This window comes from Burkholderia sp. KL41 (genome assembly GCF_057005415.2).
The window spans coordinates 3,603,655-3,619,776 of the sequence record NZ_CM174446.1 but is presented as its reverse complement, the minus strand read 5'-3'; the positions used below and the strand labels follow the sequence as shown (position 1 = coordinate 3,619,776).

Sequence of the window (16,122 nt, the reverse complement as noted above, 5' to 3'; positions counted from 1 at the left end):
GCCCAAAAACGGGCAAAAAAACCGAGTGCGACGGCCCGATCGAGGATCGGCCGGCCGGCGCGTCGGACACGCGCCTTCTCGATGACAGACGATTGAGGAACTCGTTATTTTACCCTGTTGGCGCGGATCGCGGGCTTGACCCCCGCGGCTGCGCGGATTTGGCGCAACGAATTATTTCAATCTGCTTTCAGTTTTCAGCGCTCGGCCGCGAGTTTCGCGCCGAGGCCGACGAGCGCCACGCCGCACAGCGCGTCGAGCGGGCGCCGCACGCGCCGGTAGCCGCGCTGCGCGCGCGGGCTCGCGAACAGGTACGCGACGCACGAATACCAGCCGGCCGACAGCACGCCGATCGTCACCAGCACCGCGCCGTTGAACCACAGCGGCACGTGCGCGGGCAGCATCGCGGCGAACACGCTGGTCCAGAACGCGCACGATTTCGGGTTCGTCAGGCAGGTGAACAGGCCGCTGCGATACGCGCGCAGGTAGTCGCGCGCGTGCGGCGCGGCCAGCGGTGCGCGTTCGTCGGGCGCGTCGGCCGGTGCCGCGTCGCGGCGCACGCCCGAGCGCAGCAGCTTGAAGCCGAAATACACGAGGTACACGGCACCGCCGATCCGGATCGCCTCGTACAGCCATTCGACCTGGTGCAGCACGGCCGCGAGGCCGAGCATCGCGAGCGAGGCCCAGGCGACCGACGCGGTGCCGACGCCGAGCGCCGACGCGGCGCCGAGGCTGCGCCGCCCCGCGAGCGACAGTTGCGAAATCATGAAGAAATTCGGGCCGGGGGTGATCGCGGCGACGAGATAGACGACGGCGATTTGCAGCAGGATCGGCAGGTAGGTCATGGCGGCGCGGCCCGGCGGCGGGCGCGGGAGGAACGGGCAAGCCGTTAATGTAGCGCGCGCCGCGCGGCCGCGCTTTGGCCGGGGGCGACCGGGGGCGTGATCGACTCGCGGTCGCGGTCGTTGTTGCGAGCGTTTTGCGGTCTTTTGCGGTCGTTTCGCGGCCGTATAGCCGTTATTGCGGATCGAGGCGCAGGCGTGCGATGTACGGCAGGTGGTCCGACAGCCACGCGGCCTCGCCGGACGGCGCGCGCCATTCGAGCGGCGTCAGCCCGCGCACGAACATCTTGTCGAGCGCGAGCGCCGGCGAGAACGCGGGGAACGTGCGGCCCGATTCACCGAGCAGCGTCGCGACCTCGGACAACCCGATCTCGCCGAACAGTGCGACCGAATCGTTGCGCCAGTCGTTGAAGTCGCCGGCCAGCATCAGCGGGCCGTCGCCCGCGTTGCGCACGATCCAGTGCGCGATCCAGTGCATCTGGCGCAGCCGCGCGGCGCGCGTGAGCGCGAGGTGCGCGCACAGCAGCGTGACCGGTCGCGCGCCCGCGAGCGTTGCGCGCGCGACCAGCAGCCCGCGCCGCTCGAAGCGGTGCGCGGAGATGTCCCAGCGGCCGCCGAGGTCGAGCGGATGCGGCGACAGGATCGCATTGCCGTGCCGCCACGACGGCTTGAACACGTTCGGCCCGAGCGCGATCTGCCAGTCGAGCGCCTGCGCGATCTCGGTGGCCTGGCAGTGCCACACGTCGTCGACCGCGTCGTCCATCGGCGCGCCGAAGCCGGGAGCGAGCATCGGGCGCGGCATGCGGCGCGCCATCGCTTCCTGCAGGAAATACACGTCGGCGTGCGTCGACTGCATCCAGTTGCGCATCGCGTTCCACGCGGTGAAGCCGAGCGGCGAGCGGCCCTTGTGCAGGTTCCAGCTCACCGCGGTGATTTCGTCGGGCGCGGCGTGCGGTTCGGCGAACGGCAGGGAGAGAGCGTCGGCGGACATGACGCTCAATCCTTCGCGACGTGCGCGCGCACGCGGTACACGAGGTGCGGACGCTGTTCGACGAGCGTCCAGTCGGTCCACGCGTCGGCGCCGACCGTCAGGCCGGGGTGGTTCGCGACGATTTGCCGCGGCGACACGGGTACGCACGGATCGCTGCGCGTCGCGTTTTCGTCGTCGAGCGTTTCCTGCACGTCGAGCGCGAGCGACACGGTGTTCGCGCCGGCGTCGACGGTGAGCGGCGCGACCGTCACCGAGCGCGAGCGCTCGGTCGGCACGACGCGCGCGGCATTGCCGCAGCCGACCGGCACGGCGGACGGATAGCGATGGGTATCGGTGCGGGTCTGACCCACGGTGGTGCGCTGCTGGAACGTGTCGATGGTCTGACCGTCGCGTACCACCTGGATCTCCCACGCGACGGAGGCCGGCGCGGGGCTCTGCGCATGGGCGGCGAGCGCGATGCTCGCGAGCAGGACGGCCAGGCCGTGTTTCAGCATGAAACGTCTCCGGGAACGCGCGATAGCGGGGAACGGACGCACATCTTACGCCCGATCGATTTCGGTCGTGATGTGACAGGACGCGTCGCGACAGGTTCGCCGCACGATGCGGTCCTGTTCGAAAGGTAGGGCCGCGTCATGCGTTTTCAACCGAAAAAACGCGCGAACTCCGCGACGCTCGCGCGCTCGGTGACGAGGCGGTTCTCGATCGCGTCGGGGTCAGCATGGCCGAGCGACATGCCGCAGACCAACTGTTCGTTGGCGGGAATGCCCAGGTGTTCGGTGATGATCCGGTGAAACGGCACGAACGCGGCCTGCGGGCAGGTATCGAGCCCGCGTGCGCGCGCGGCCGTCATCACGCCTTGCAGGAACATCCCGCAGTCGAGCCACGCACCGTGGGTCATCACGCGGTCGAGTGTGAAGAACAGCGCGACCGGCGCATCGAAGAAACGGAAGTTGCGCGCGTGCTGCGCATGCATGCGCGCCTTCTCGTCGCGGCCGATGTTCAACAGGCCGTACAGGTCCCAGCCGACCTTGCGGCGCCGGTCGATATACGGCGACACCCATTCGCGCGGGTAGTAGTCGTACTCGGCGACGTATTTCTCGTCGCGCGCGGGATCGTCGTGGGCCGCGGTGAGCGCGGCGGCGAGCGCGTCGCGCGTGGCGCCCGTCGCGACGTACACGCGCCACGGCTGGATGTTGGTGCCCGACGGCGCGCGGCTCGCGGCTTCGAGGATCGCTTCGAGCGTGTCGCGCGGCACGGGCGTCGGCAGGAACGCGCGGATCGCACGGCGCGACGTGAGCGCCGCGTCGACGGCGCCGGTCGCATCGGCATCGACGCGCGGGAAAGCAGTGGGGACGGACATCGGCATACCTTCGGAGCGAGATCCGACGCGCCGCGCGGGAGCGGTCGGCCGGGCCCGCGCGGCGGGTGGGTGAACCGACGATCATACGCCGCGGTGCGCCGGCGTGCAGCGCGCGCGGGTGTTAGCAGCACACGCGCGTGGCTGCTTGCTTGCGCGGGGATGCGGGATCGCTACACTGAAATCGTAAGGGTCTGATGATCGTGTGACAGCAAGCGGCAGCGAGGTTGGTATGACGACGGCGATGGTGAAACAGGAACTGGCGGTGGCGTCCTTCAGCACGGTGTACGACCTCGAGCAGGTCGAGACGGCGCTGAGCGACCTGAACGAGAGCGCGAGCGACGCACTGCGCGCCACCTACGAGAAGATGCTCAAGACGGGCAATCTGCGTTTTTGCGTGAAGCCGAACCGGATGCCGTCGTTCGACGCGCTCGGCGAGGCATTGCCCAATTTCGCCGAGCCGCTCGACGACGTGCGCAAGCAGATCGCGCTGTGCCTCGAAACGGACGACCGGCTCGAACTGATGCCGATCCTGCTGCTCGGGCCCCCGGGCATCGGCAAGACGCATTTCGCGAAGGCGCTCGCGCAGCTGCTCGGCACCGCGTACCACTACGTGCCGATGAGTTCGCTGACGGCCGGCTGGATCCTGTCGGGGGCGTCGTCGCAATGGAAGAACGCGAAGCCCGGCAAGGTGTTCGATGCGCTCGTGAACGGCAGCTACGCGAACCCGGTGATCGCGGTCGACGAGATCGACAAGGCCGGCAGCGACGCGCAATACGATCCGCTCGGCGCGCTGTACGCGTTGCTCGAGCACGACACCGCGCGCGCGTTCATCGACGAATTCGCGGAAGTGCCGATCGATGCGGGCAACGTGATCTGGATTGCGACCGCGAACGATGCGCATGCGATCCCGGAGCCGCTGCTCAACCGGATGAACGTGTACGAGATCGAGCCGCCCGATGCGGCCGGCGCGCGCCGGATCGCGCAGACGATCTACGACGAGATCCGCACGTCGCATGCGTGGGGGCGGCGCTTCCCGGATACCCTGGGCGACGACGCGCTCGACGTGCTGGCCGCGACACCGCCGCGCACGATGCGCCGCGCGCTGCTGCACGCATTCGGTGCCGCCCGGCTCGACGGGCGCGACGCGATCGGGCCGCGCGACATCCGGGCCGACGAGGGCGCCGCGAAGCGCCGGCCGATCGGCTTCTGAACCGGCGGCGCGTGCCCGGCGGCGGCACGCGCGCGCCGCGCCGTGCCGTGCGGCGTGCACCGTGTCGTCGCGACGCGGTGCACGACCTTCGGCAAGCGGGAGAACCGGGACGTACAATTCTCTTCTCTCCCCTCGACGCGCTAGCGGCGCGAAACGTCATGGAGCAGATGGATTGTGTCGTGATCGGCGCGGGCGTCGTCGGTCTTGCGATTGCGCGCGAACTGGCCGCGCGCGGGCGTGAAACGCTCGTGCTCGAGGCCGCCGATGCGATCGGCACGGGTACGAGCTCGCGCAACAGCGAAGTGATCCATGCGGGGCTCTACTATCCGCGCGGGTCGCTGAAGGCGATGTCGTGCGTGCACGGGCGCGACCTGCTGTACGAATTCTGCGAGACGCATCACGTGCCGCACCGGCGCACCGGCAAGCTGCTCGTCGCCACCAGCGTCGCGCAGGTGAAGCAGTTGAAGGCGATCGCCGCGCGCGCGGCCGAAAACGGCGTGCTCGACCTGATGCCGCTCACGCGTGCCGAGGCGCAGACGCTCGAGCCCGCGCTCGAATGCGTCGAGGCGTTGTTCTCGCCGTCCACCGGCATCGTCGACAGCCACCAGCTGATGCTCGCGCTGCTCGGCGACGCCGAGCGCGACGGCGCCGTGTGCGCGCTGAAATCCCCGGTCGAATCGATCGACGTGCTGCGCGGCGGGCGCTTCGTCGTGCGCACGGGCGGCGACGCGCCCGCCGAGATCGAGGCCGCGTGCGTGATCAACAGCGCGGGCCTCGGCGCGCAGGCGCTGGCGCGCCGCACGCGCGGCCTCGACCCGCGCTGGGTGCCGCCGCTCTATCTCGCGCGCGGCAATTACTTCAGCCTGTCGGGCCGCGCGCCGTTCTCGCACCTGATCTACCCGATGCCCGATCGCGCGGGGCTCGGCGTGCACCTGACGCTCGATCTCGGCGGGCAGGCGCGCTTCGGCCCGGATGTCGAGTGGTGCGATTCGCTGCGCTACGAAGTCGATCCGGCGCGTGCGACCGCGTTTTACGCGTCGATCCGCGCGTTCTGGCCGGGCTTGCCCGACGACGCGCTGCAGCCGGCCTATGCGGGCATCCGGCCGAAGCTCGCGGGGCCCGGCGAGCCGCCGGCCGATTTCATCGTGCAGGGCGCCGCGCAGCATGGCGTGCGCGGGCTCGTGAACCTGTTCGGCATCGAGTCGCCGGGGCTCACCGCGTCGCTCGCGCTCGCGCAGCGCGTGGGCGACATGGCGGCTTACCGCTGATGTGGCGGGCGTGTAGCGGGCATGTCGCGTGTGCGTGTCGGCCAGGTTGCGGCCACATGGCTAGCCGTGTGAAATTCCTTATCTCTGGAATTTCGGCGCGCACATTTATCGGCTTGAGCGTTATTCTGTCGAACGGCTGTCGCCAGAACAGCTTTCAAACCGATAACGTTGGAGCGAGTCCCCCATGAAAACATCCCGTCGGAGTTTCCTGATTACGAGCATTGGTGCCGTGTCCGCGCTGGCGCTGTCGCGCGAAGCGCTGGCCGATGCGCCGATGCTGTCGGAAACCGATCCGACCGCCGTGGCGCTCGGCTACAAGGCCGATGCCACGAAGGTCGACAAGACGAAGTACCCGAAATACGCAGCGGGCCAGGATTGTGCGGCCTGCATGCTGTACCAGGGCAAGAAGGGCTCGGCCTCGGGCCCGTGCGGCGCCTTCCCCGGCAAGCAGGTGTCGGCGAAGGGCTGGTGCAGCGCCTTCTCGAAGATGGGTTGAGGCCCGTGCGGCATCGTGCGATGCCGCATTGTGGCGAAAACCGCAAAACGCCCGCCGTCGAACGATGGCGGGCGTTTTTTATTGCTTGAAAACGGTTCCGTCGCTTTCTACACTCGCTGCAAACCAGCGCGCCGCGGGCACCCCGCGCACCGCGCCGCCCGACACGGCGTACTGACGAGGACGAGGCACGCATGGCGACGATTGCGAATTCAACGAAAACGATTCGGCCCGAGCGTGCGCTGAACCGCCGCGCGGTGTTCGCCGCCGTGATCGGCAACGCGCTCGAGTGGTACGACTTCACGGTGTTCGGCTTCATGACGGTCGTGATCGCCGAGCTGTTCTTCCCGACCTCCAGCGAATATTCGTCGCTGCTGCTGACAACGGCGACGTTCGGCGTCGCGTTCTTCATGCGCCCGATCGGCGGCATCGTGTTCGGGCTGTACGCGGATCGCGCCGGCCGCAAGGCCGCGCTGTCCCTCGTGATCCTGTTGATGACGGGCGGCATCTTCCTGCTCGCGGTCGCCCCGCCCTACGCGGCGATCGGCATCGGCGGGCCGATCCTGATCGTGCTGGGCCGCCTGCTGCAGGGCTTCTCCGCGGGCGGCGAATTCGGCAGCGCGACGGCGCTGCTGATCGAGGCCGCGCCGTTCTCGAAACGCGGCTTCTACGGCAGCTGGCAGATGGCGAGCCAGGCGGCCGCGCTGCTGATCGGCGCGCTCGTCGGCGCGGCCGTCACGCGCGGGCTGTCGCACGATGCACTGCGCAGCTGGGGCTGGCGCGTGCCGTTCATCCTCGGGCTCGTGATCGGCCCGATCGGCTTCTACATCCGCCGCCACCTCGCCGATTCCGAAGCGTTCCTGCATGCGCAGCAGAACGCGCGCCGCGCGACGCTCGGCGAAGTGTTCACGCGCCACCCGCGCGAGGTGCTGTGCGGGCTCGGCTCGGTGATCGCGCTGACGGTGACGATCTACGTGCTGATCAGCTATCTGCCGACCTTCGCGGTGAAGCAGCTGAAGCTGCCCTACGCGGAATCGTTCTACGCGGTGATCGCCGGCAACCTGCTGCTGATGGTGCTGTCGCCGGTCGCGGGCGCGTGGTCGGACCGCATCGGCCGCAAGGGGCTGTCGCTGTGGTCGCTGGTGCTGACGCTCGCGCTGATGTATCCGCTGTTCGCATGGCTCGACGCGGCGCCGAGCATCGCGCGGCTGATCGCGGTGCAGGTCGTGCTGTCGATCACGCTCGCAGGCTACTACGGGCCGTTCGGCGCGATGATCGCCGAACTGTTCCCGGCCAACGTGCGCTCGACCGGGCTGTCGATCGCGTACAACGTCGCGGTGATGCTGTTCGGCGGGTTCGGGCAGTTCATCGTCACGTGGCTGATCAAGGTCACGGGCACGCCGCTCGCGCCGACCTACTACGTGATGGCGGGGATCGCGCTGTCGATCGTCGCGGTCGCGTTCGTGCCCGCGCGCAGCGCCGACCTCGACGCACCCGCGTGACGACATGACGATTTGAAGACGATTATCGGATCGTTTCGCAAAACGCAATGATGTGCTGCGGAACACGCGGAAACGGCGCATCGAGCCTTCGTGTTCGCGCCCGAATTGTTTAGTCGTCGAACGAAACTTGCGCGAGATGAACGGAATTGTCGCTCGCGCGCGTTTTCGCATTTTTTACCCACACTAAACATCGGCACAAACCCGCGCGGGCAGATAGAGGAGTTTTTTCTCCAGCTTGTTGCCACATCGTTAGCTCAAGTAATATCCGCGTACGCCGGCCCCTGGCGGGCCGGTTCCGACCTGGAGACCTGGAGGAAACATGGAATACAACCGTCTGTTGCACACCCTGCGTGTTACCGCCATTGCAGGCGTGGCAGCGGCATCGCTCGGCGTCGCGGGTTCTGCATTCGCACAGATTCCGAACAAAACGCTCGTCTACTGCTCAGAAGGCAGCCCGGCGGGTTTCGATTCCGCGCAATTCACGACCGGCGTCGATTTCACCGCCGCCACGTTCACCGTCTACAACCGCCTCGTCGAATTCGAGCGCGGCGGCACGAAGGTCGAGCCGGGCCTCGCCGAGAAATGGGACGTATCGTCCGACGGCAAGGTGTACACGTTCCACCTGCGCCACGGCGTGAAGTTCCACACGACCGACTTCTTCAAGCCGACGCGTGAATTCAACGCGGACGACGTGCTGTTCACGTTCCAGCGCATGCTCGACCCGAACCAGGCGTTCCGCAAGGCGTACCCGGTGTCGTTCCCGTACTTCACCGACATGGGCCTCGACAAGCTGATCACGAAGGTCGAGAAGGTCGATCCGTACACCGTGAAGTTCACGCTGGCCGAGCCGAATGCGCCGTTCATCCAGAACATGGCGATGGAATTCGCGTCGATCCTGTCGGCCGAATACGGCGACCAACTGATGAAGGCCGGCAAGGCCGCCGACATCAACCAGAAGCCGGTCGGCACGGGCCCGTTCATCTTCCGCAGCTACACGAAGGATGCGACGATCCGGTTCGACGGCAATCCTGATTACTGGAAGAAGGGCGAAGTGAAGATCTCGAAGCTGATCTTCTCGATCACGCCCGACCCGGGCGTGCGCGTGCAGAAGATCAAGCGCAACGAATGCCAGGTGATGAGCTATCCGCGTCCGGCCGACATCGCGACGCTGAAGGCCGATTCGGGTGTCGACATGCCGTCGCAGGCAGGCTTCAACCTCGGTTACCTCGCGTACAACGTCGAGCACAAGCCGGTCGACAAGCTCGAGGTGCGTCAGGCGCTCGACATGGCGATCAACAAGAAGGCGATCCTCGAATCCGTCTACCAGGGTGCCGGCCAAGCGGCTTCCGCGCCGATGCCGCCGACCCAATGGTCGTACGACAAGAACCTGAAGATGGCCGCGTACGACACCGCGAAGGCGAAGGCGCTGCTGGCGAAGGCCGGTTATGCGAACGGCTTCGAGATCACGCTGTGGGCGATGCCCGTGCAGCGCGCGTACAACCCGAACGCCCGCCTGATGGCCGAGATGATCCAGGCCGACTGGGCGAAGATCGGCGTGAAGGCGAAGATCGTCACGTACGAGTGGGGCGAGTACATCAAGCGCGCGCACTCGGGCGAGCAGGACACGATGCTGATCGGCTGGACGGGCGACAACGGCGACCCGGACAACTGGCTCGGCACGCTGCTCGGCTGCGAAGCGATCAAGGGCAACAACTTCTCGCACTGGTGCTACAAGCCGTTCGACGAGCTGGTCCAGAAGGGCCGCACGACGACGGGCCAGGACGCGCGGACGAAGCTCTACACGCAGGCCCAGCAGATCTTCGCGCAACAGCTGCCGTTCTCGCCGATCGCGAACTCGACGGTCTACCAGCCGGTGCGCAAGAACGTGGTCGACATGCGTATCGAGCCGCTCGGCTATGCCCGCTTCGACGGTGTTGGCGTGAAGTAATACGCCTGTCGTAAGCTGTCGCGAAGACCGGCTAATTCATCCGGCGGCGGGAGGCCAAAAGCTTCCCGTCGCCGGTCGCACATTTCCCACAAGAAAATACGAGACGCATCATGTTCACATTCGTGTTGCGCCGCGTGGGGATGGTGATCCCGACCTTCATCGGCATCACCATCCTGGCGTTTGCGCTGATTCACCTGATACCGGGCGACCCCATCGAAGTGATGATGGGCGAGCGCGGCGTCGATCCCGCGATGCATGCGGAGGCGATGAAACGCCTCGGGCTCGACCAGCCGCTGCCCATGCAGTACCTCCACTACATCGGCCGGGCGCTGCATGGCGACCTCGGCACGTCGATCATCACCAACACGAGCGTCGCGGGCGAGTTCTTCGCGCGCTTCCCGGCGACCGTCGAACTGTCGCTGTGCGCGCTCGTGTTCGCGCTCGCGGTCGGCCTGCCGGCCGGCGTGATCGCCGCGCTGCGGCGCGGCTCGGTCGTCGATCACGGCGTGATGGGCACCGCGCTCACCGGCTACTCGATGCCGATCTTCTGGTGGGGGCTGATCCTCATCATGGTGTTTTCGTCATACCTCGGCTGGACGCCCGTGTCGGGGCGCATCGCCGTCGAATACGACTTCCCGCATCCGACGGGCTTCATGCTGATCGACGCGCTGCTCGCGCCGGACGAAGGCTCGTTCAAGTCGGCGGTCAGCCACCTGATCCTGCCCGCGATCGTGCTCGGCACGATCCCGCTCGCGGTGATCGCACGGATGACGCGCTCGTCGATGCTCGAAGTGCTGCGCGAGGACTACATCCGCACCGCACGCGCGAAGGGGCTGTCGCCCGCGCGCGTGGTCGTCGTGCATGCGCTGCGCAATGCGCTGATCCCGGTCGTCACCGTGATCGGCCTGCAGATCGGCACGCTGCTCGCGGGCGCCGTGCTGACCGAGACGCTCTTTTCGTGGCCCGGTGTCGGCAAGTGGCTGATCGATGCGATCGGCCGTCGCGACTATCCGGTCGTCCAGGGCGGCATCCTGCTGATCGCGACGCTCGTGATCGTCGTGAACCTGGTCGTCGACCTGCTGTACGGCGTGCTGAATCCGCGCATCCGCCACACGAGGTAATTCCATGAGCAATCTGCAAAACACCTTGCCGAGCGAATCCGCGCCGGCCGGCGGCCGTGCGCTCGCGCTGCGCGAGTTCTGGGCCAACTTCTCGCGCAACCGCGGCGCCGTCGGCGCCGGGATCGTCGTGATCGTGCTGATTCTGGTCGCGCTGCTCGCACCGCTGCTCGCGCCGCACAGCCCGGTCGAGCAATACCGTGACTACGTGAAGATTCCGCCCGCGTGGCTCGCGGGCGGCAACTGGCAATTCATCCTCGGCACCGACGAAGCGGGCCGCGACATCCTGTCGCGACTGATGTTCGGCGCACGGATGTCGTTCTGGATCGGCTTCGTGTCGGTCGTGCTCGCGCTGATCCCCGGCATCGTGCTCGGGCTCGTCGCCGCGTTCTTCCAGAAGTGGGCCGACACGCCCGTGATGCGCATCATGGACGTGCTGCTCGCGCTGCCGTCGCTGCTGCTCGCGGTCGCGGTCGTCGCGATCATCGGCCCGGGCCTCACCAACACGATGTTCGCGATCGCGATCGTCGCGCTGCCGGCCTATGTGCGTCTCACGCGTGCGTCGGCGCTCGGCGAGCTGCAGAAGGAGTACGTGACGGCGTCGCGCGTGGCCGGTGCCGGCACGCTGCGCCTGATGTTCTCGCAGGTGCTGCCGAACTGCACGGCGCCGCTGATCGTGCAGGCGACGCTCGGCTTCTCGTCGGCGATCCTCGACGCGGCCGCGCTCGGCTTCCTCGGCCTCGGCGTGCAGCCGCCGACCGCCGAGTGGGGCGCGATGCTGGCGTCCGCGCGCGACTACATCGACAACGCATGGTGGATCGTGACGATGCCCGGCCTGTCGATCCTGATTTCGGTGCTCGCGATCAACCTGCTCGGCGACGGGCTGCGCGACGCGCTCGATCCCAAACTGAAGCGGATGGCATGACATGAGCGAGAACCTACTGACCATCCGCAATCTCGCGGTGAACTTCAACGGCCTGCCCGCCGTCGACCGGATCAACCTGTCGATCGCGCCGGGCGAGGTGGTGGGCGTCGTCGGCGAATCGGGCTCGGGCAAGAGCGTGACGATGATGGCGCTGATGGGCCTGATCGACGCACCGGGCAAGGTGACGGCCGACGAGGTCACGTTCAACGGCGTCGACCTGCTGAAGGCATCGCCGAAAGCGCGCCGCAAGATCGTCGGCAAGGACATCGCGATGGTGTTCCAGGATGCGCTGACGAGCCTGAACCCGAGCTACACCGTCGGTTACCAGATCAAGGAAGTGCTGAAGCTGCACGAAGGGCTGCGCGGCGACGCGCTGCACCGGCGCGCGCTCGAACTGCTCGACCAGGTCGGCATTCCCGATGCGAAGAACCGCATCGCGTCGTTCCCGCACCAGATGTCGGGCGGGATGAACCAGCGCGTGATGATCGCGATGGCCGTCGCGTGCAACCCGAAGCTGCTGATCGCCGACGAGCCGACCACCGCGCTCGACGTGACGATCCAGGCGCAGATCATGGACCTGCTCGTGAAGCTGCAGAAGGAGCGCGGGATGGCACTCGTGCTGATCTCGCACGACCTGGCCGTGGTGTCGGAAGTCGCGCAGCGTGTCGCGGTGATGTATGCGGGCGAGGTCATCGAGACCAATCGCGTGCCCGACATCTTCCGCGCGCCGCATCATCCGTACACCGAAGCGCTGCTCGCCGCGATTCCCGAGCACAATAAGGGGGCGCGTCGCCTTGCCGCATTGCCGGGCATGGTGCCGGGCCGCGATGATCGCCCGTCCGGGTGCCTGTTCGCGCCGCGCTGCAAGTACGTCGTCGACGATTGCCGCAAGGCGCGGCCGGCGCTCGATACGCTGGTGCCGGCCAACGATGCGATGCGTGCGCGCTGCATCAAGCCGCTCAATGTTTCCAACCTCGACCTGACGGGAGGTGCACGATGAATGCAGTCAATCAGACGCGTGCCACGCCGCACGACGAGGAAGCCGTGCTGGTGGCCGACGGCCTCGCGAAACACTATTCGGTGAAACGCGGGATGTTCGGGCAGGGTACGGTGAAGGCGCTGAACGGCGTGTCGTTCTCGCTGAAGCGCGGCAAGACGCTCGCCGTCGTCGGCGAATCGGGCTGCGGAAAATCCACGCTCGCGCGCCAGCTCACGATGATCGAGACGCCCACCGCGGGCCACCTGACGATCGACGGCAAGGACGTCGCCGGCGCGAACCGCGAGACGGTCGCCGACCTGCGCCGCCGCGTGCAGATGGTGTTCCAGAACCCGTTCGCGTCGCTGAACCCGCGCAAGACCGTCGAGCAGACGCTCTCCGAGCCGCTCGAGATCAACGCGAACCTGACGGCCGCCGAGCGCGCGCAGCGTATCGCGCAGATCATGCGCACGGTCGGCCTGCGGCCCGAACACGCGAAGCGCTATCCGCACATGTTCTCGGGCGGCCAGCGCCAGCGTGTCGCGATCGCGCGCGCGATGATCCTCGATCCGCGCATCGTCGTCGCCGACGAGCCGGTGTCCGCGCTCGACGTGTCGATCCAGGCGCAGATCCTGAACCTGTTCATGGATCTGCAGGAGCAGTTCAAGACGAGCTACGTGTTCATCTCGCACAACCTGTCGGTGGTCGAGCACGTCGCGGACGACGTGATGGTGATGTACTTCGGCAGTGTCGCCGAGCTCGGTGACAAGGCGACGATCTACGCGCGGCCGCGCCATCCGTACACGCGCGCGCTGATGTCGGCGACGCCGGCGATCTTCGAGGAAGACCGCCGCGTGCAGATCAAGCTGCAGGGCGAACTGCCGTCGCCGCTCAATCCGCCGTCGGGCTGCGCGTTCCACCAGCGTTGCCCGTATGCGGTCGAGCGCTGCCGTGCGGAGGAGCCGCAGCTGCGCGAGGTCGACGGCCGGCGCGTGGCCTGCCATCGGGCCGAGGAGGTAGGGGAGGCGAATGCCTGAAGTGATGGCGGCGCGCGCGTCCGGCGTGCGCCGTGCGGGGGCAGGCGGCGCGCGCGTGATGCGCGCGTACCGCTACGCGCGGCGCTGGGGCGTGCGTACCGTCACGGGCGCGGCGCTGGCCGGCGCGTGCGTGGCGGCCAGCCTCGTGGTTCCCGTCGAATCCGCGCGCGCCGAAGGGCGCGCGCCGGCCACTTCACCGATCCATCCGTCGCAAGTCCCGCCGCCCGGCATGAGCCTGCCGGGCTTTCACGCACCCGCCGTGTCGAACGGCACGGTCGCGAGCGGCGCGGTGCGCGTGCAGCCCGCGCGCATGCCGTTCTACGTCGCGACCAAGGGGCGTGTCACGCTCTACGTGCTCGGCACGCTGCACACGGGCGACCCGTCCGATTACCCGAGCGCGCAGCCGTTCCGGCCGCGCATTCTCGCGGCGCTCGCCGCGTCGCCGACGCTCGCGCTCGAGCTGTCGCCCGACGACCTGCTCGAATCGCAGGACGACGTGTCGAAGTACGGCGTATGCCGCTACCCGTGCCTGCAGCGCCTGCTGCCGGAGCCGCTGTGGCAGCGGCTCGCGGCGCGCCTGCGCGGCAATCCGGCCGCGCTCGCCGAGATCCGCAAGATGCGGCCGTGGCTCGCGGCGCTCGTCGTCGAGACCTACGATTCGCTGTCAGCCGGCCTGCAGACCGAATACGGCACCGAGGCGCAGTTGCAGAACGTGTTCCTGAAGAAGAAGGGCGGCCGCGTGATCGGGCTGGAGACGCTCGCCGAACAGATGCGCGCGTTCACCGGGCTGACGCTCGCCGAGCAGCGCGAGATGCTCGCGCAGGACATGGTGCAGACGCCCGCGCAGAACGCCGACGACATCAAGGCGCTGCATCGACTGTGGCGAATTGGCGACGCCGATGCGATCTCGGCGTGGGCCGTCGCGAAGAGCGAACGGCTCGCGCGTTCGAAGGTGTTGTCGGCGTCGATCGACAACAAGATCGTGTACGAGCGCAACCGCCGCTTTGTTGCACGGATGACGGCAATCGCCGCACCGAACCGGCCGCTGTTCGTCGCGATCGGCGCGCTGCATCTGGGCGGCCCGCGCGGCGTGCTCGAATTGTTGCGCCAGCAAGGATACCGGGTCGACGCGAACTGATCGCGCCCGACGGCCCGCACCGATCTTCCCCTGTTTGATTGGCCTCGCGCACCCGCGGCGAAACGCGTGCGCGTGGGCGGCAATCGATAAGGAAAACCCTTGAATCGTCGGAAAATAGCGTTTAAAACGATTGACATCCCGTTCCGCCAATATCTATTCTTCACCCCACAAGTTGAAAAAATGAAAAGAATAGATAAGTTCTACGGGGTAGCAGAAATAAGCGCGGGGTTAGCGTTGCCGGCACGTGAAGCACGTGCCGGCCGCGGAGTGTCTGCATGCACGGCGGGGCCAATCATCGTCGGACAAAACATGCATGCAGGCCGACTTGCAGATAAGCAACGTTCCGTCGTCTGACCGGGGAATGCAGTGATCGGGCGGCGGCGGACGTTTTTTAATCCGGAAGATTTTTCCGGTCACCGTCGAAAGACGGTTTCGGGGGGCGAATCGACAGACGGCGAAGCCGCAGCGATTGCGCCAACGGAAAAGCGCCACGAGGGCGCTTTTTTCTTTTGTGCGACGGATCAGGCAGCCGGCCGGGTCATGTGCGTTCGTCGGCCTGCAGCATGCCGGGCGCGACGACGTCGACACCCACCGCCTCGAGCGCGGCGCGAATCCGTTTCGCGAATACCAGCGCATGCGGCCCGTCGCCGTGCAGGCAGACGGTCTGCGCATTGAGCATCACCCACTCGCCGCCGATCGCACGCACCTGACGGCTGCGCACCATGTCCAGCGTACGCGCGATCATCGTGTCTTCGTCGTCGATCAGCGCGCCGGGCTGGTTGCGCGGCACGAGCGAGCCGTCCGCGCGGTAGCCGCGATCGGCGAACACTTCCTCCACCGCGGCGAGCCCCGCGTGCCGCGCGGCCGCGACGAACACGCTGTTCGCGAGCCCGAAGACCGCGAGCGACGGATCGAAATCGCGGATCGCGGACACCACCGCATCGGCGATCATCGGGTCGCGTGCGGCCTGGTTGTACAGCGCGCCGTGCGGTTTCACGTGCGCGATGCGCCCGCCCTCGGCCTGCGCGATCGCCGACAGCGCGCCGAGCTGGTACAGCACGCCCGCGTAGATGTCGCCGGCCGGCAGCTGCATTTCCTTGCGGCCGAAATTCTCCGGATCGTGAAAGCTCGGATGCGCGCCGATCGCCACGCCTTTCTGCACGGCCCAGCGCACGCAGTCGCGCATCGCGTTCGCGCCGCCCGCATGCCACCCGCATGCGATGTTCGCGGACGTGACGAGGTCGAGCAGCGCCTCGTCCGAACCGCAGCCTTCGCCGAGATCGGCATTCAGATCGATTTCCATGGTGTTCCTCGTCC

At 67.4% G+C, this 16,122-nt stretch carries 16 protein-coding genes; 11 read left to right on the top strand and 5 right to left on the bottom strand.

Annotated elements, in window-relative coordinates:
* Positions 1-194: 194 nt before the first annotated feature.
* The 4 genes from PQB87_RS17025 to PQB87_RS17010 all read right to left on the bottom strand — a co-directional run bounded on the left by PQB87_RS17025 (position 195) and on the right by PQB87_RS17010 (position 3,190).
* Positions 195-842: a LysE family translocator gene (locus PQB87_RS17025; RefSeq protein ID WP_059483939.1), complete on the bottom strand. Its 648-nt coding sequence runs from the start codon at positions 840-842 to the stop codon at positions 195-197.
* A gap of 172 nt (positions 843-1,014) precedes the next feature.
* The gene (locus tag PQB87_RS17020) at positions 1,015-1,830 is read right to left on the bottom strand and encodes an endonuclease/exonuclease/phosphatase family protein (RefSeq protein ID WP_021163082.1); all 816 of its coding nucleotides are present in this window, start codon (positions 1,828-1,830) and stop codon (positions 1,015-1,017) included.
* Between the two features lie 5 nt (positions 1,831-1,835).
* The gene (locus tag PQB87_RS17015; protein WP_489242410.1) at positions 1,836-2,324 is read right to left on the bottom strand and encodes a hypothetical protein; all 489 of its coding nucleotides are present in this window, start codon (positions 2,322-2,324) and stop codon (positions 1,836-1,838) included.
* 146 nt (positions 2,325-2,470) lie between these two features.
* Positions 2,471-3,190 carry a nitroreductase gene (locus tag PQB87_RS17010; protein WP_027788899.1) on the bottom strand — a complete coding sequence of 240 codons (720 nt, stop codon included), beginning with the start codon at positions 3,188-3,190 and terminating at the stop codon, positions 2,471-2,473.
* A 229-nt stretch (positions 3,191-3,419) separates the two neighbouring features.
* Here PQB87_RS17010 and PQB87_RS17005 point away from each other — a divergent pair, with 229 nt between their 5' ends.
* From PQB87_RS17005 to PQB87_RS16955, 11 genes are all read left to right on the top strand, one after another.
* Positions 3,420-4,400, top strand: coding sequence for an AAA family ATPase (locus PQB87_RS17005; RefSeq protein WP_111943286.1), 981 nt, complete (start codon positions 3,420-3,422; stop codon positions 4,398-4,400).
* A 158-nt stretch (positions 4,401-4,558) separates the two neighbouring features.
* On the top strand, positions 4,559-5,668 hold the full coding sequence (locus PQB87_RS17000) for an NAD(P)/FAD-dependent oxidoreductase (protein ID WP_059688317.1): 1,110 nt from the start codon (positions 4,559-4,561) through the stop codon (positions 5,666-5,668).
* Between the two features lie 184 nt (positions 5,669-5,852).
* The gene (locus tag PQB87_RS16995; RefSeq protein ID WP_021163765.1) at positions 5,853-6,164 is read left to right on the top strand and encodes a high-potential iron-sulfur protein; all 312 of its coding nucleotides are present in this window, start codon (positions 5,853-5,855) and stop codon (positions 6,162-6,164) included.
* Positions 6,165-6,355: 191 nt separating this feature from the next.
* Positions 6,356-7,663: an MFS transporter gene (locus PQB87_RS16990; RefSeq protein ID WP_021163766.1), complete on the top strand. Its 1,308-nt coding sequence runs from the start codon at positions 6,356-6,358 to the stop codon at positions 7,661-7,663.
* Between the two features lie 319 nt (positions 7,664-7,982).
* Positions 7,983-9,611, top strand: a complete 1,629-nt coding sequence (locus tag PQB87_RS16985) for an ABC transporter substrate-binding protein (RefSeq protein ID WP_021163767.1) — start codon at positions 7,983-7,985, stop codon at positions 9,609-9,611.
* A 110-nt stretch (positions 9,612-9,721) separates the two neighbouring features.
* Positions 9,722-10,732 carry an ABC transporter permease subunit gene (locus PQB87_RS16980; RefSeq protein ID WP_011353491.1) on the top strand — a complete coding sequence of 337 codons (1,011 nt, stop codon included), beginning with the start codon at positions 9,722-9,724 and terminating at the stop codon, positions 10,730-10,732.
* A 4-nt stretch (positions 10,733-10,736) separates the two neighbouring features.
* Entirely contained in the window at positions 10,737-11,654 is a 918-nt protein-coding gene (locus tag PQB87_RS16975; protein ID WP_021163768.1) for an ABC transporter permease subunit, read from the top strand.
* 1 nt (position 11,655) lies between these two features.
* On the top strand, positions 11,656-12,654 hold the full coding sequence (locus PQB87_RS16970) for an ABC transporter ATP-binding protein (RefSeq protein ID WP_021163769.1): 999 nt from the start codon (positions 11,656-11,658) through the stop codon (positions 12,652-12,654).
* Complete coding sequence (locus PQB87_RS16965) at positions 12,651-13,667, top strand: peptide ABC transporter ATP-binding protein (RefSeq protein WP_021163770.1); 1,017 nt, start codon at positions 12,651-12,653, stop codon at positions 13,665-13,667. Before PQB87_RS16970 ends, PQB87_RS16965 begins: the two co-directional genes overlap by 4 nt.
* Entirely contained in the window at positions 13,660-14,805 is a 1,146-nt protein-coding gene (locus PQB87_RS16960) for a TraB/GumN family protein (protein ID WP_021163771.1), read from the top strand. Before PQB87_RS16965 ends, PQB87_RS16960 begins: the two co-directional genes overlap by 8 nt.
* A 99-nt stretch (positions 14,806-14,904) precedes the next feature.
* The gene (locus PQB87_RS16955) at positions 14,905-15,159 is read left to right on the top strand and encodes a hypothetical protein (RefSeq protein ID WP_124469190.1); all 255 of its coding nucleotides are present in this window, start codon (positions 14,905-14,907) and stop codon (positions 15,157-15,159) included.
* Positions 15,160-15,343: 184 nt separating this feature from the next.
* Here PQB87_RS16955 and pxpA read toward each other — a convergent pair whose 3' ends face one another.
* Positions 15,344-16,108 (bottom strand): 5-oxoprolinase subunit PxpA, encoded by a 765-nt coding sequence (pxpA, locus tag PQB87_RS16950; protein WP_027788905.1) that lies wholly within the window; start codon positions 16,106-16,108, stop codon positions 15,344-15,346.
* Positions 16,109-16,122: the final 14 nt, after the last annotated feature.